Consider the following 15,444-nt stretch of genomic DNA (forward strand, 5'->3'; position numbering starts at 1 on the left):
TGCCCACCACCCTGGAGGACGACATGGCCCGAGTAGCCATCCTCGGCGGCAACCGCATCCCGTTCGCCCGCTCGAACGGCCCCTACGCCACGGCGTCCAACCAGGACATGCTCACCGCCACCCTGGACGGCCTGGTCAGCCGGTTCGGCTTGCAGGGCGAACGGCTCGGCGAGGTCGTCGCGGGCGCGGTGCTCAAGCACAGCCGCGACTTCAACCTGGTCCGCGAGGCCGTGCTGGGCAGCAGGCTGTCCGCCGAGACGCCCGCCTACGACGTGCAGCAGGCGTGCGGCACTGGCCTCCAGGCGGTGATCGCGGTGGCCAACAAGATCGCGCTCGGCCAGATCGAGGTGGGCGTGGCCGGCGGCGTGGACACCACCAGCGACGCGCCGATCGGCGTGAACGAGGACCTGCGCGGCGTGCTGCTGGAGTTCAACCGGGCCCGGAGCGCGGGCGCGAAGCTCAAGGCGGCGCTGAAGCTGCGGCCCAAGCACGTGGTGCCGGACGTGCCGCGCAACGGCGAGCCGCGCACCGGTCTGTCCATGGGCGAGCACGCGGCGATCACCGCCCGCGAGTGGGGCATCGCGCGCGAGGACCAGGACGAGCTGGCCGCCGCCAGCCACCACAACCTCGCCGCCGCGTACGAGCGCGGCTTCTTCGACGACCTGGTCACGCCGTACCTGGGCCTGACCCGGGACCAGAACCTGCGGCCGGACTCGTCGGTGGACAAGCTCGCCAAGCTCAAGCCGGTGTTCGGGCGCGGTGAGGGCGCGACGATGACCGCGGGCAACTCCACGCCGCTCAGCGACGGCGCGTCGGCCGTGCTGCTGGCGTCGGAGGAGTGGGCCGCGGCGCGCAACCTGCCCGTGCTGGCGTACCTGACGTTCACCGAGACGGCGGCGGTCGACTACGTCCACGGCGGCGAGGGCCTGCTGATGGCGCCCGCGTACGCGGTGCCGCGGATGCTGGCGCGCGCGGGCCTGTCGTTGCAGGACTTCGACTTCTACGAGATCCACGAGGCGTTCGCGTCCCAGGTGCTGGCCACGTTGAAGGCGTGGGAGGACGCGGACTTCTGCAAGGGCAGGCTCGGGCTGGACGCGCCGCTGGGCGCGATCGACCGGGCCAAGCTCAACGTCAACGGCTCGTCGCTGGCCGCCGGGCACCCGTTCGCGGCGACCGGCGCGCGGATCGTGGCCACGCTGGCGAAGCTGCTCGCCGAGCGCGGCTCGGGTCGCGGGCTGATCTCCATCTGTGCGGCGGGTGGTCAGGGGGTTACGGCGATCGTGGAGCGATAACGCCTGAATTAGGCCAAACGGGTGTTATTGGTAACACAACGCGTTCTCGTTCCGTTTCCAAGGCATGAACCACTCACGGCTCTTCGCCGCAGTCGTGCTGGTGGCGGCCTCTTGTGCTGCCTGCGGGGAAGCGTCCCGCGAAACCACCACCGTGCGCATAGGGGTGACCGCGTCGGCCAACGAGCCTCGGGTCACGCTCACCAGGACCGTCGTCGACCGGCTGTCGGAGGCGGTCGAGCAGGGCGTGACCCGGGTCGTCGTGTACCGCCAGGGCGAGGACTCCGGCGGCGCGTACTCGGACCAGGACTTCACCGTCCGGGACGGCAACGACGTGGAGAGCGACGGTGCGCTGCGCGAGCTCGGCTTCGAGCAGAACCTGAACCGGCTGACCGGTCAGCTCAGCGGCCTCGCCGGGGACGACGACGACCTCGACCCGCTCACGGTGCTGGGTGACATGGCCTCCACGCCGGGACCGGCGGTGCTCGTGCTGCAGACCAGCGGGTTGCAGACCACCGACCCGCTCGACCTGACCCGGCTCGGGCTTGACCTCGACATCCCGGCCGTGGTGGCGTCGGTGCCCGACGACGCGGTGCCCGAGCTGACCGACAAGGACGTGATCTTCTCCGGGCTGGGCCAGGTGTTCGGCGACCAGCCGCCGCTGCCGCCCGCCGCGCGGGACGCGCTGGTCGGGGTCTGGCTGGGCATCTGCGCCCGGTTCCACGCGAAGAGCTGCACGAACGACGCGGAGCCGGTGCCCGGCGGCGCGTCGATCAGCCGCGCGGAGGTGCCGGTCGTGGACGTCGGCGAGGTCGTGCACGAGGGCGAGTCGGTGCACCTGCCGAACTCGGTGCTGTTCAAGGCGGGCAGCGACGAGCTGGCGCCGGGCGCGCGCGAGGTGCTGGCCGAGGTGGCGAAGAAGTTCGACAACCGCACCACCGCGCGCGTGGTCGCCCGCACGGCCAGTTCGTCCTCGGCGCCGGCCGCGGTGAACCTGACCCAGCGGCGCAGCCAGCGGGTGGTGTCGGCGCTGGTGGAGCTGGGCGTGAGCCGGGCGGCGTTCACCGAGGTCGTCGGCGCGGGCTTCGCCTCGCCGCTCGCGCCCGACCTGGACGGCTCCGGCGACCTGATCCCCGACGCCGCCGCCCGCAACCGCTCGGTCGTGGTCGACCTGGCCGACCCGCGCACCAGCGGCTGACCACGAGCCCCGCGTGTCCAACGAACGCGCGAGTCCTACGTTCGGAACGCGTGAGTCCTACGTTCAGGACCCGAGAGTCCTACGTTCAGGACCCGAGAGTCCTACGTTCAGGACCCCTGAGTTGAACGTTCGGGACACGCGGGGCGTCAGTCCAGCAGCGTCCACGAGGCCGTGCAGCGGACCGTGACCGTGATCTGCTGCGCCTCCAGGTTGAGCTGGTCCATCTCCGGCGGCACGCCGGGCGAGCCGCCGTACCCGGCCGCCCGCATCCGGTGCGACGACTCGACCGCCCACCCCTCGGCGTCGCCGTCGGTCAGCCGCAGCAACGGCCCCAGTCGCACGCCGAGCGCCTGGGCGTACCCCTCGGCACGTCGACGCGCGTCCCGCACGGCCTCCCGCTGCGCCTCGCGCACGGCCTCCGCGTCCTCCTTGAGCTGCCACGTCGGCCCGTTCAGCCAGGTCGGCTCGGCGGTCACGAGCGCGCCCAGCAGCCCGTCGAGCTGCGCCAGGTCTTCGACCCGCAGCACGTAGTTCTGCACGGCCCGGCTGCCCGAACGGCGCTTGCCGTCCCAGTTGTCGTGCACGTTCAGCTGCCGCGACCGCACCTCGACGCCCGGCCGCTCCAGCGCGGGCTCCACCGCGGCGATCCGCGCGGTCAGCCGTTCCACCGCCTCGTTGCGCGTGGAGCCCAGCGTCTCGAAGCTCGCCTGCACCTCGGCGCGGTCGGCGGTCCGCTCGACCTTGCCGACGCCCTTCGTCACCACCTCAGCCATGGCACGACGCTACCGGTGATGTCATTCGATAGCTCTATATAGCTCTGAAGCTAGATTGACGAATACGGCACGACACGGCGTGAGTATTGGATCGGCCGTAGACACCTCGATACCGTCCGAGGATGGACCCGGTGCGCAACCCGTTCGCCCCCGGCGCGGGCCAACGGCCACCCGAGCTGGCCGGGCGCGACAAGGAGCTGGGCGCGTTCGAGGTCGTGCTGGAACGGGTCGCCCGCGGTCGGCCGGAACGCAGCCTCGTGCTCACCGGGCTGCGCGGCGTGGGCAAGACCGTGCTGCTGGGCGAGCTGCGGTCGATGGCGGTGAAGCGCGGCTGGGGCGCCGGGAAGATCGAGGCGCGGCCCGACGCGGGGTTGCGCCGCCCGCTGTCGGCCGCGCTGCACCGGGCGATCCGCGACCTGGCCGTGCGGCACCGCGCGCCGGACCGGGTGGAGTCCGTGCTCGGCGTGCTCAAGGCGTTCGCGCTGCGGTCCAATCCCGAGGACGCGAAGCTGCGCGACCGGTGGCAGCCGGGCATCGACGTGCCCGCCGCGGTCGGCCGGGCCGACTCCGGTGACATCGAGATCGACCTGGTGGAGCTGTTCACCGAGGTCGCCGAGTTGGCGCAGGACGTCGGCACGGGCGTCGCGCTGCTCATCGACGAGATGCAGGACGTGCCGGCGGACGACGTCTCGGCGCTGTGCGCGGCGTGCCACGAGCTGTCGCAGTCGGGCGCGCCGCTGGTCGTGGTCGGTGCGGGCCTGCCGCACCTGCCGGCCGTGCTGTCGGCGTCGAAGTCGTACTCCGAGCGGCTGTTCCGGTACGTGCGGATCGACCGGCTGTCGCGGGAGGACGCCGACCGCGCCGTGCTGGCCCCGGTCGACCGGGAGGAGGCGGGCATCGAACCGGAGGCGTTGGACGCGCTGTTCGACGCCTCGGGCGGCTACCCGTACTTCATCCAGGCTTACGGCAAGGCGGCGTGGGACGCGGCGCCCGCCGACCCGATCACCGCGACGGACGTGGCGGTGGCCGCGCCGGAGGCCGACGCGGAGCTGGCGGTCGGGTTCTTCGGGTCGCGCTACGAGCGGGCGACGCCGGCCGAGCGGGAGTACCTGCGGGCGATGGCGGAGCTGACCGACGGCAAGGACGCGGGCGTGAACACCTCGCAGGTGGCCGACCACCTGGGGCGCAAGCCGTCGTCGCTGTCGCCCGCCCGGGACAGCCTGATCAAGAAGGGGCTCGTGTACTCGGCCGAGCGCGGGCAGATCGCGTTCACCGTGCCCCACTTCGGTCGCTTCCTGCTCGGCCGCGAGGACTGACAGCCCGCTGAGCTGCGATTATCCGTTTACTTCGGTCGCATCGGGTGTTCTAGCGCTCACGCTAGAGAGTTGCGTCCTCCGTGTCCGGTCCAGTAGGTGTCCTCCAGGCGAATCGTCGGGGCTCATCCGGTAGACGCCGATGATTCATCGGTATGTGCGGCACCTCACCGGATAATCGGGTGCATCCGCGCCTGCGAAGGTGCATACTTGAAGCACACACCGAGGAACACCTTCGAGAGGGATGAACCCCCGATGAACTTCACTGCGAAGCTCCGCGCTCGTCGTGTCGAGGCTCGCAACCGCAAGGCTGTCGCCCGTGCGATCGACATGGCGCCCACCCCGGCCATGCGGCACGAGCTGATGGCGATCGCCCAGGCCCAGGTCAGCTCCCTGCGCTGAGGGGAGACCTCTCCGGCGCGCGTGACGACCACCCGATCGACACCGGGTGCGCGCCCCGTCGTCCGCGCTCCGGCGAAGGGGGAACGACGAAGCCCTGCCGCACCTCCCGCGCGGCAGGGCTTCGTTCTGTCAAAACGTGATCCCCGTCACACCCTATAGGGGATGTAACGGACCCCGATCGTGTATCGATGTTCCAGATGACCCCGCGGTGCTGTCGGACCCCCGACCTGGCAGCACCGCGGGGTTTCCCATGTCCGGCTACTTGGCCGTGGCCGAGCCGTTCCAGTCGTCGTCCGTCGTCCTGCGGGCGCGCCTGATCATCACTATGTCCCCCTGCGTGTTCATTGCTGTCCCCCAATGGACCACTCCATGGTGCCATCGGGGTACGACAATTTCTTGAGGGTTTGCTGAGAGCATGACCCGATGACGCACCCGCTCCTGGTCGTCGACGCGGCCAACGTCGTGGGCTCGGTCCCGGACGGCTGGTGGCGCGACCGCGCCGGCGCCACCGCCCGCCTCCGCGACGCCCTGGTGGAGGTGGCCGAGCACGGCCTGCCGGACCTGCCCGGCCCGCTGGAGGTCGTCCTCGTGGTGGAGGGCAGGGCGCGCCACGTCGAGTCGGTCCCCGGCGTCCGGGTCGTCCCCGCACCCGCCTCGGGTGACGACACGATCGTGGAAGTCGTCCGCGCCAACCCGCCCGACCGCCCCTGCACCGTCGTCACCGCCGATCGCGCCCTCCGCGACCGGGTGACCGCCCTGAACGCCACCGTCCTCGGCCCGCGCTCGGTCCGCCGTCCGTAATCCCCGTCCCAATCGGTGGACGGGGCATCGAGCCGGCCGACCTGCGCGGCAAGGTGGTGCCGCTCGACTTCTGGTCGTTCTGCTGCCAGTAGGTCAACTTCTCCACGTGCTGCGGTGTCGCCGACAAACCTCCGCGAACCCGGGACAACCGTGTCCTTCGTTGCCCAGCACGTCGAGCAGGTCGTCCACTGATCGCGGAGCACGGCGGTAACGGGAAACCTGGCGCCGCAACGCCGAGTGGACAGCGTCCGGGAACAGGTCGAGCTGGTCCTGCAGGAAGTCGTCCTGGTGCACGGCTACGACGTCGTACTCCTGGAGCACGCGGTCCGGGAAGTCCTTCAAGTTCTCGGTCACCAGGACCTCGGCTCCTCCTCGAACGGCTGCGGCGAGGACGTGCCGGTCCTTGGGGTGGTTCTCCATCGAGTCGATCAGGTGCTCGTAGCCCAGAACCCGCGCATCGGGGAAGTGGCGTGTCATTTGGTCGATGCGGTGGGCCACTTGTTCCGCGGTCGCACCGCGCTTGCGCATGTTGCGGTCGAGCTCGGTGAGCACACCCTCAGACCAGAGCGGTCGGTAGACCCCGCACTCGGCGACGCTCAGAAGCGTGTCGCACAGGTAGGGCTTGAGCAGTACGCATGTGTCGAAGAAGACGGGGAACAGGAATCACCTGTGCTCGTCCGTCGACATCCGCTCGAACGGCGTGTCCAGAGGCAGGTCGTACAAGCCGCCTTCCTCTCCCGCCCGCACCATCTCGTCCAGACCGGCCGCCCGTGCCCGGCGGGCGCGTTCCTGGTACGCGAGCAGGTCGGCCAGCCGGACTCGGCGATGGCGGTTCGGTTGCTCGTACGGGATCTCGCCCGCTTCGAGCAGGCGCACCAGGGTCGGCCGCGAAACACCGAGCAGTTGCGCGGCCTCGCTCGTGGTCAGGACGGTGTGCTGGGGTGCGACGGTGATCGCCAAACCTTGGGACATGGCAGCCACCACGCTGCGAAGCACGTCGAACACCTCAGCCGGCAGTTCCAGTCGAGTGCCGTCCGGGGCGAGCAGTGCGGCGGTTCCGCCACCTGGGCGGGCCAGCGCCGCGACCCAGGACGACAGCGCTTCCGAACTCGCAGGCGGCAGCAGTGTGCGTTCTCCCATGGTCGCTGTCATGTGACCACAGTAGCGCGAAACGAACAAAACGAAAGATCGTTCATCCACATGGTGGACGCCCGAAATACGTTGGTGTGCGAGTCGTGTTGGATCGGGACGTGACGACCGCACAACGACGCCGTGCCCGTGTCCGCGCCCCCGAGCTGGTGGGCCGCGGGTGGCTCAACACGGGTGGCCGGGACATCAAGCTGGCCGACCTGCGCGGCAAGGTGGTGCTGCTCGACTTCTGGTCGTTCTGCTGCATCAACTGCCTGCACGTGCTGGACGAGCTGCGCCCGCTCGAAGCCGAGTTCGCCGACGTCCTGGTCACCGTCGGCGTCCACTCGCCCAAGTTCGCCCACGAGGCGGAGCCCGCGGCGCTCGAAGCGGCCGTCGAGCGGTACGAGGTCGAGCACCCCGTGCTGGACGACCCCGAGCTGACCACGTGGCAGGACTACGCGGTGAAGGCGTGGCCCACGCTCGTCCTGGTCGACCCCGAGGGCTACGTCGTGCACGTGGCCTCCGGCGAGGGCCACCTCGACGCGCTGCGCCAGATCGTGTCCGAGGTCGTCGCCGAGCACGACGCCAAGGGCACCCTGCACCGCGGCGACGGCCCGTACGTCGCGCCGCCGCCCCGCGAGACCGAGCTGCGCTTCCCCGCCAAGGCCGTCCTGACCACGAACAACACCCTCCTGGTCAGCGACTCCGCGCACCACGGCCTGGTCGAGCTCGACCTCGACGGCGAGACCGTCCTCCGGCGCATCGGCACCGGTGAGCGCGGTCGCCGCGACGGCCTGGAGCCCACCTTCTCCGAGCCCGCCGGCATCGCCCTCCTGCCCGCCGACGTCGTCGCCGAGGTCGGCTACCACGCGGTCGTCGCCGACACGGTCAACCACCTCCTGCGCGGGGTGAACCTCGACACCGGCGAGGTCACCACCGTCGCGGGCACCGGCGAGCAGTGGCGCGACGGCCCCGCCGACGGCCCCGCCGAGGCCGTCGACCTCACCAGCCCGTGGGACGTCACCTGGTGGGAACCCGCGGGCGGCGTGGCCATCGCCATGGCGGGCAACCACACGCTCGGCCTGTTCCGGCCGCGCGAGCGCCGCGTCGAGCGGCTCGCCGGCACCACCGTCGAAGGTCTGCACGACGGCCCGGCCGCCGAGGCGTTCTTCGCCCAGACCTCGGGCCTGGCCGCCGACGGCGACCGGCTGTGGCTGGTCGACTCCGAGACCTCCGCGCTGCGCTGGCTGGACGCCGACCGCACCGTGCACACCGCGATCGGCAAGGGCCTGTTCGACTTCGGCCACCGCGACGGCCAGGCCGACCAGGCGCTGCTCCAGCACCCGCTGGGCGTCACCGTCCTGCCCGGCGGCCAGGTCGTCGTCGCCGACACCTACAACGGCGCCATCCGCCGCTACGACCCGGCCACCGGCGAGGTGTCGACGCTGGCCACGGACGTCGCCGAGCCGTCCGACGCGGTCCTGGTCGACGGTGAGCTGGTCGTCGTCGCCTCCGCCGCGCACCGCCTGGAACGCCCGGTCGCGCCCGGTGCGAAGCTGGTCAGCGGCGAGGCCCACCAGGTGCGCCGGCCGCCGTCGGTGATCGCGTCCGGCGACGTCGAGATCGCGGTCGTGTTCACCCCGCCGACCGGCCAGAAGCTGGACGACCGGTTCGGCCCGTCCACCCGCCTGGAGATCACCAGCTCCCCGCCGGAGCTGCTGGAGTCCGGCGCGGGCGTCGGCACGGACCTGGTCCGCGCGCTGCGCGTCGCCGAGGGCTTCACCGAGGGCGTCCTGCACGTCGTCGCCCAGGCCGCGAGCTGCACGGACGACCCGAGCGTCGAGCACCCGGTGTGCAAGCTGGCCCGCCAGGACTGGGGCGTCCCGATCCGCGTGGTAAAGGACGGGCCCCGGCGGCTACCCCTCATGATGGGTGGCCTCGACGAAGGCATCTAGACTCTGCGGGTGCCCGATGTCAAGCTCGAAATCCAGATGCTGCACGACCGCGTGATGGTGCGGATATCGCCGGAGGACGGAGAACGCCGCAGCAGCGGCGGCATCGTGATCCCGGCGACCGCCCAGATGGCGAAGCGCCTGGCCTGGGGGGACGTGCTCGGGGTCGGTACGAACGTGCGGCACGTCAAGGTCGGCGACCGGGTGCTGTTCAACCCGGAGGACCAGTTCGAGGTCGAGGTCCAGGGCAACACCTACCTCGTCATGAGGGAACGGGACGTGCACGCGACCGCGACCGAGCGGACCGACCACGGGACCGGGCTCTACCTGTGAGATTCGCGGTGAGACCTGTGAACCACCCGACCGTGATCGACGCGTGACGACGGTCGGGTAAGCAGTCCCAGGACCTTGCGAGAGGCAAGAGGGGGAGCGGTGCCGGAGAACCAGCGACCGGAGTACGACGCTGAGCGGACCAAGGCGATGGAGCCGGTCCGCCCGTCGGGCACCGCTTCGGAGCGGACGACGAAGATGACCGCCGGCCCGGCCGGCGAGGCCGAGTGGCCGCAGGAGGAGCCGGACGGCGAACCGGGCACGGGGGCGGACGCCTCGGCCACGGTCCGCAACGTGACGCCGCCGTCGAACGCCGGCGACAACGGAACGGCCCCGTCGGGCGTCTCTCCTCACGTGACGCAGCAGCACCCGCCGCGCAACGCGCAGCAGAACCCGTCGAGGGGCCCGGACGCCACCCAGGCGATCCCGCCGGCCGGCGACCGGACGCGCGCCCTCGCACCGCCGCCCGCCGCCGAGCGGACCCAGAAGATCGCCACGCCGCCGGGCGGCTTCGACCGGCCGCCGTCGCCGTCGGAGGCCACCACGGTCTTCGCCGCGCCGGTGTCCGTGCCCCCGGGCCCGGAGCCGGAGGCCACCGTGTACGGCCCGGTGATGGTCGACGGCGACGCGGAGGCCGACGACGCGGACGCCCGGCGCAAGCGGTTGCGCAAGGGTGGGCTGATCGCCGCCGCCGTGCTCGGCGTGCTGGTCGTGCTCTACGGCCTGGACCTGGTCATCTCCGGCGGGGACGTGCCGCGCGGCGTGACCGTGGCGGGCGTGGACGTCGGCGGCCTGAGCCGCCCCGAGGCCGAGCAGAAGCTGCGCGACGAGATCGGCCCCCGCCTGGCCGCGCCGGTGAAGGCGCGCGCGGGTGACGTGGAGACCGCGGTGGACCCGAAGGCGGCCGGCCTGGAGCTGGACTGGACCTCCACGCTGGACCGCGCGGGCAGCCAGCCGCTGTCCCCGATCACCCGCGTCACCTCGTTCTTCACCTCCCGCGAGGTCGGCTTCGCCACCACCAGCGACCAGGGCAAGCTGTCCGCGGCGCTGGAGGCGCTGCGCGCCGAGACCGACCACGAGCCGGCCGAGGGCACCATCCGCTTCGAGGGCGCCACGCCGGTCGCGGTCGACCCGAAGCAGGGCCAGAAGCTGGACGTGCCGGGCGCGGTGGACAAGCTGCTGGACGACTGGGCCGACGGCGGCACGGTCGAGCTGCCGGTGGCCACCACCCCGGTCAAGACGACCAGGGAAGGCGTGGCGAAGGCGCTGGAGGAGGTCGCCAAGCCCGCCACCGCCGCGCCGCTGATCATCCAGGGCGAGGGCAAGGACGCGACGCTCACGCCCGAGCAGCTGGCCACCGTGCTGGTGTTCGAGCCCGCCGACGACGGCAGCCTGACCGCGAAGGTCGACAACGGCAAGGTCGTCGAGCACGCCGGCCCGCAGCTGAAGGACACGGAGAAGGAGGGCAAGGACGCCCAGATCGTGTTCGAGGGCGGCCGGCCGGTGGTCAAGGAGTCCGTCGACGGCCTCGGCATCGACTGGGACAAGTCCCTGGCCACGGCGCTCGACGTGCTCAAGCGCGACAACGAGCGCGCGATCAAGGCCGAGTACAAGCACACGCCCGCGAAGGTGACCACCGAGCAGGCGAACAAGATGGGCATCAAGGAGGTCATCGGCGAGTTCCAGACCGGTGGCTTCGTGGCCGCGTCCGGCACCAACATCCGCGTCGTGGCCGAGAAGGTGAACGGCGCGATCGTGAAGCCGGGCGAGACGTTCAGCCTCAACGGCTACACCGGTCCGCGCGGCACCGCGCAGGGCTACGTCGAGGCGGGCATCATCGAGAACGGCGTGCCCGGCAAGGCGGTCGGCGGCGGCATCTCGCAGTTCGCCACCACGCTCTACAACGCGGCGTACCACGCGGGCATGAAGGACGCGGGCCACAAGGAGCACAGCTACTGGATCTCGCGGTACCCGAAGGGGCGCGAGGCCACGGTGTTCATGGACGGCGCGGGCAACAGCCTGATCGACATCAAGTTCACCAACCCGGACGAGACGGGGGTGGCGATCCAGACGATCTGGACCCCGTCCTCGATCAAGATCGTGCTGTGGGGCACCAAGAACTACGACGTGACCGGCTCGACCAGCGCCGAGTTCAACCACACGCAGCCGCAGGAGCGCAAGGTCAACAAGCCGGACTGCCAGCCGAGCCCCGGCTCGCCCGGTTTCTCGGTGACCGACACGCGCACCATCACCGACCGCCGCACCGGCCAGAGCCGCCAGGAGAGCCGGACCGTTCGGTACGACCCGCAGTTCAAGATCGTGTGCGAGCCGCCGCCCCCGGGCGGCTGAGCAGGCACGACGGTTCACGGTAGCCACGATTGGGTATCACCCGGTCGTGGCTACCAACGTGCAAGAGGTGCGGAGACATCCCGCGGTCCAGGCTTTCGGCCGCGCCGGGATGGTGTGCTACGGGCTCGTCCACGTCCTCTTGGCGGCGTTGACGGCACAGGTCGTCCTCGGTGACACCGGGGAGAAGACCGACCAGAAGGGCGCGGTCGCCGCCCTCGCCGAGACGTCGCTCGGCCCGGTCCTGCTGTGGATCCTGGCCCTCGGCCTGTTCGCCTTCGCCCTGTGGCAGCTCGCCATGGCCGCCGGCGGGTACGGGTGGGTCACGAAGAAGCGCAAGCGGATCTACCGGCGGTGCGGTTCCGTCGGCCGCGCCATCACCGGCACGGTGATCGGCATCGCCGCGATCAACTACGCGACCGGCACGTCGCAGAAGAGCGGCACCGAGCAGTCCCAGACGTGGACCGCGCGCCTGCTGGCGCTGCCGTTCGGGCAGGTCCTGGTGGGCTTGGTGGCGCTGTTCGTCATCGGCCTCGGCGTCATGGTGGCCCGCAAGGGCGTGAAGAAGTCGTTCGAGGACGACCTGAACATGTCCGAGCTGCCCCCGGCGACGCGCTCGTGGGTCGAGCGGCTGGGCCGGATCGGCTGGATCGGCAAGGGCGCGTCCTACGCGCTGATCGGCGTCCTGGTCGCGTTCGCCGCGATCAACGCCGACCCGTCGGAGTCCGGCGGCATGGACAAGGCGCTGCACACGCTCGCCGCGCAGCCGTACGGCGTGATCGCGCTGGCGGTGATCGCGGTCGGGTTCCTGGGCTTCGGCGCGTACTGCTTCGCCGCCGCCAAGGCGCACAAGGGCTGAGCCCCGCGACAAGCGGAAGGGCGGCACCCCCGCGGGGTGCCGCCCTTGCCGTCTCGCGTCAGGTCAGAACGAGGCTTCGTCCACGTCCATCAGGGCGTTGTCGGTCGCCTCGGCGATCTTGCGGCGGGCGGTCAGCTCGGGCAGCACGGACTTGGCGAAGAACGACGCCACCGCGACCTTGCCCTCGTAGAACGCCTTGTCCTTGGCCGAGACCGGGCCGTCGAGCTTGCCCAGCGCCACGTCGGCCTGGCGCAGCAGCAGCCAGCCCACCAGCACGTCACCGGCGGTCATCAGCAGGCGGACGGTGTTCTGGCCGACCTTGTACAGGTTGCGGACGTCCTCCTGCGAGCTGGTCAGGAAGCCGATCATCGCGCCGAGCATGCCCTGGAGGTCTTCGAGCGCCCGCTTGAGCAGCGCCCGCTCCTCCTTGAGCCGGCCGTTGCCGCCCTCGTTGTCCAGGAACTGCTGGATCTCGCCGTTGAGGAAGCCCAGCGCCTGGCCCTTGTCCCGGATGATCTTGCGGAAGAAGAAGTCCAGCGACTGGATCGCGGTGGTGCCCTCGTACAGCGAGTCGATCTTGGAGTCCCGGATGTACTGCTCGATCGGGTACTCCTGGAGGAAGCCGGAACCGCCCAGGACCTGCAACGACTGCGCCAGCTGCTCGTAGGCGCGCTCCGAGCCGACGCCCTTGACGATCGGCAGCAGCAGGTCGTTGACCTTCTCCGCCAGCTCCTTGTCCGCCCCGCCCAGGGCGATCTTGTCCTGCTGCGTGGCGGTGTAGAGGTAGACGGCGCGCAGGCCCTCGGCGTACGCCTTCTGGAGCATCAGCAGGCGGCGCACGTCCGGGTGGTTGGTGATGGTGACGCGCGGCGCGGTCTTGTCCGTCATCCGGGTCAGGTCGGCGCTCTGCACCCGCTCCTTGGCGTAGGCCAGGGCGTTGAGGTAGCCGGTCGACAGGGTGCCGATGGCCTTCGTGCCGACCATCATCCGGGCGTACTCGATGACCTGGAACATCTGCGCGATGCCGTCGTGCACCTCGCCGAGCAGCCAGCCCTTGGCCGGGACGCCGTGCTGGCCGAACGTCAGCTCGCACGTGGTCGAGACCTTGAGGCCCATCTTGTGCTCGACGTTGGTGACGAAGGCGCCGTTGCGCTCGCCGGTCGACTCACCGGTCTCCGGGTCGAAGTGCCACTTCGGCACGAGGAACAGCGACAGGCCCTTGGTGCCCGGCTTCGGCTCGATGCCGGGGCCCTCGGGACGGGCCAGCACCAGGTGCATGATGTTCTCGGTCATGTCCTGGTCGGCGGAGGTGATGAACCGCTTCACGCCGTCGATGTGCCAGGTGCCGTCCTCCTGGAGGGTGGCCTTGGTGCGGCCCGCGCCCACGTCGGAACCGGCGTCCGGCTCGGTCAGCACCATGGTGGCGCCCCAGCCGCGCTCGATCATGATCTCGGCCCAGCGCTTCTGCTGCTCGGTGCCGTTGCGGTAGACGACCGAGGCGAAGTTCGGGCCGGCCAGGTACATGTAGATGGCCGGGTTCGCACCGAGGATCAGCTCGGAGGCCGCCCACTGGACCGACGGCGGGATGCCGAAGCCGCCCAGCTCGTTCGGCAGCGACAGCCGGTACCACTCGCCGTCCCAGATGGCCTGGAAGGACTTCTTGAACGACTCCGGCAGCGTGGCCGAGTGGGTCTTCGGGTCGAAGACCGGGGGGTTGCGGTCGGCGTCGGCGAAGGACTCCGCCAGCGGCCCGACCGCCAGGTTGTTGAGCTCGGCAAGCACGCCGCGCGCGGTGTCCTCGTCGGACTGCTCGAACGGCCCCGTGCCGAGGTGGTCCTGCACGTTGAAGACCTCGAACAGGTTGAACTCGAGGTCCCGGACGTTGCTCTTGTAGTGACCCATCTCGTCGCTCACTCCATGCTGGTCGGGGCGGTCCCCTACTGACCGGTAACAACAGGGTATTACCTGTCAGTAACCCCGGCAAGGCCAAGGGGTCGGGTGTGGCGAACCAGACGTCACTGAGCTGCGGTTTCCGGCCCTGTGATCGACTTCTTCCTTCGGTACCGCCGCGTCCCGGAACCCCGCCGTGCCCGTCGCGTCACACCAGGCGAACGCCGCCCGAGAGCAGGCCGGCCTGGTAGGCGAGGGAGACGGCGTGCGTCCGGTCGCGGGCGCGGAGTTTGCGCAGGATGTTCTTGACGTGGGTGCGGACGGTTTCCACGGAGACGTACAGCTCGTTCGCCACCGCCTGGTTCTCCATGCCGTCCGCGATGAGTTGCAGCACCTCGTACTCGCGGCGGGACAGGGAGCGGCGGGTGCCGGCTTCGGCGGTCGGCGTGAAGCCGGCGGCCAGGGGTGCCAGGGTCGGGTCCAGGTACGTCCGCTCGGCGTGCGTGCGGGCGATGGCCTGAAGCACCTCGGTGATCCCGCCGTCCCTCGGCACCATCCCGCGCACGCCCGCGGTCAGGGCTGAGCGCACGTACTTCGCCGTCCGGTGCGGTTCGCGCACCAACGCCACCACGACCAGCGACGGGTCGCCGCCCGTCAGCAGCGTGGCCAGGTGGCCCTGCGGGTCGAGGGCGGAGTCGACCAGCAGCACGTCGGGCCGCAGCCGCTCGTGCAGCCGAACGGCCGTGTGCAGGTGCCCGGTCGCACCCAGCCAGTGCATGGAGGGCGTGCGCCGGACCACGGCGGCGAGTCCTTCGCGGAACAGGGGCACGGGGTCCACGACCGCGACCCCCGGGCCGGGGACGGGAGCGGGGGTGCGCCGATCCCCGCCTGGCACGAGCGGACGCACGTTGACACCGGTTCGCATACGAGTGCGACCACGTCCGCGACCAGCCATGACGCGGGTTCCGCGAACTACTTTCCGTGAGAGCGCGACGCTCGTTCTCGGTCATGTATGTGAACAACAGTCACAAGTGTGACTCAATGACCGTTCGCGACCTTCCGCGCGGCGCAACAGCCTCGTAAGACGTACGTCACACACCCATGTGGGACGCCGCGCACCGCCGCCGCTCGAACACGCGCAGCCACCCGTGGGCCGAACA

The 15,444-nt window shown here is 70.8% G+C and carries 14 protein-coding genes; 9 read left to right on the top strand and 5 right to left on the bottom strand.

Translation table 11 applies throughout. The features are described from left to right. The first annotated feature begins 23 nt into the window (after positions 1-23). On the top strand, positions 24-1,292 hold the full coding sequence (locus ACIQMJ_RS05880; RefSeq protein ID WP_499760256.1) for an acetyl-CoA C-acetyltransferase: 1,269 nt from the start codon (positions 24-26) through the stop codon (positions 1,290-1,292). A gap of 151 nt (positions 1,293-1,443) precedes the next feature. After that, a complete protein-coding gene (locus tag ACIQMJ_RS05885; RefSeq protein ID WP_499759823.1) occupies positions 1,444-2,487 on the top strand; it encodes an OmpA family protein in 1,044 nt (347 codons plus the stop codon). Positions 2,488-2,633: 146 nt separating this feature from the next. On the opposite strand, the gene ACIQMJ_RS05890 is transcribed toward ACIQMJ_RS05885, so the two are convergent. Then, positions 2,634-3,260, bottom strand: coding sequence for an SIMPL domain-containing protein (locus tag ACIQMJ_RS05890; protein ID WP_499759824.1), 627 nt, complete (start codon positions 3,258-3,260; stop codon positions 2,634-2,636). A 122-nt stretch (positions 3,261-3,382) separates the two neighbouring features. Here ACIQMJ_RS05890 and ACIQMJ_RS05895 point away from each other — a divergent pair, with 122 nt between their 5' ends. The 3 genes from ACIQMJ_RS05895 (at position 3,383) to ACIQMJ_RS05905 (ending at position 5,776) form a co-directional block, all read left to right on the top strand. After that, positions 3,383-4,576: a DUF8462 domain-containing protein gene (locus tag ACIQMJ_RS05895; protein ID WP_499759825.1), complete on the top strand. Its 1,194-nt coding sequence runs from the start codon at positions 3,383-3,385 to the stop codon at positions 4,574-4,576. Between the two features lie 252 nt (positions 4,577-4,828). Beyond that, positions 4,829-4,975, top strand: a complete 147-nt coding sequence (locus tag ACIQMJ_RS05900) for a hypothetical protein (RefSeq protein ID WP_170191759.1) — start codon at positions 4,829-4,831, stop codon at positions 4,973-4,975. Between the two features lie 423 nt (positions 4,976-5,398). Beyond that, positions 5,399-5,776, top strand: coding sequence for a PIN domain-containing protein (locus tag ACIQMJ_RS05905; protein WP_499759826.1), 378 nt, complete (start codon positions 5,399-5,401; stop codon positions 5,774-5,776). 93 nt (positions 5,777-5,869) lie between these two features. Here the strand turns inward: ACIQMJ_RS05905 and ACIQMJ_RS05910 are convergent, their stop codons facing one another. Together ACIQMJ_RS05910 and ACIQMJ_RS05915 are read right to left on the bottom strand one after the other, a co-directional pair. Further along, complete coding sequence (locus tag ACIQMJ_RS05910; protein WP_499760257.1) at positions 5,870-6,436, bottom strand: PIN domain-containing protein; 567 nt, start codon at positions 6,434-6,436, stop codon at positions 5,870-5,872. Between the two features lie 3 nt (positions 6,437-6,439). Next, positions 6,440-6,928, bottom strand: a complete 489-nt coding sequence (locus ACIQMJ_RS05915) for a helix-turn-helix domain-containing protein (protein WP_499759827.1) — start codon at positions 6,926-6,928, stop codon at positions 6,440-6,442. A gap of 98 nt (positions 6,929-7,026) precedes the next feature. Here ACIQMJ_RS05915 and ACIQMJ_RS05920 point away from each other — a divergent pair, with 98 nt between their 5' ends. From ACIQMJ_RS05920 to ACIQMJ_RS05935, 4 genes are all read left to right on the top strand, one after another. Further along, positions 7,027-8,862, top strand: a complete 1,836-nt coding sequence (locus tag ACIQMJ_RS05920) for an NHL domain-containing thioredoxin family protein (protein WP_499759828.1) — start codon at positions 7,027-7,029, stop codon at positions 8,860-8,862. A gap of 36 nt (positions 8,863-8,898) precedes the next feature. After that, positions 8,899-9,192, top strand: a complete 294-nt coding sequence (locus tag ACIQMJ_RS05925) for a GroES family chaperonin (protein ID WP_141984069.1) — start codon at positions 8,899-8,901, stop codon at positions 9,190-9,192. A gap of 99 nt (positions 9,193-9,291) precedes the next feature. After that, positions 9,292-11,538, top strand: coding sequence for a VanW family protein (locus ACIQMJ_RS05930; RefSeq protein WP_499759829.1), 2,247 nt, complete (start codon positions 9,292-9,294; stop codon positions 11,536-11,538). 46 nt (positions 11,539-11,584) lie between these two features. Continuing rightward, a complete protein-coding gene (locus ACIQMJ_RS05935; RefSeq protein ID WP_499759830.1) occupies positions 11,585-12,394 on the top strand; it encodes a DUF1206 domain-containing protein in 810 nt (269 codons plus the stop codon). A 63-nt stretch (positions 12,395-12,457) separates the two neighbouring features. On the opposite strand, the gene ACIQMJ_RS05940 is transcribed toward ACIQMJ_RS05935, so the two are convergent. Beyond that, a complete protein-coding gene (locus tag ACIQMJ_RS05940; protein ID WP_499760258.1) occupies positions 12,458-14,296 on the bottom strand; it encodes an acyl-CoA dehydrogenase in 1,839 nt (612 codons plus the stop codon). A 196-nt stretch (positions 14,297-14,492) separates the two neighbouring features. Continuing rightward, a complete protein-coding gene (locus tag ACIQMJ_RS05945; RefSeq protein ID WP_499759831.1) occupies positions 14,493-15,122 on the bottom strand; it encodes a response regulator transcription factor in 630 nt (209 codons plus the stop codon). Positions 15,123-15,444: the final 322 nt, after the last annotated feature.

It is taken from the genome of Actinosynnema sp. NPDC091369 (assembly GCF_044757065.1).
GTDB lineage: Bacteria > Actinomycetota > Actinomycetes > Mycobacteriales > Pseudonocardiaceae > Actinosynnema.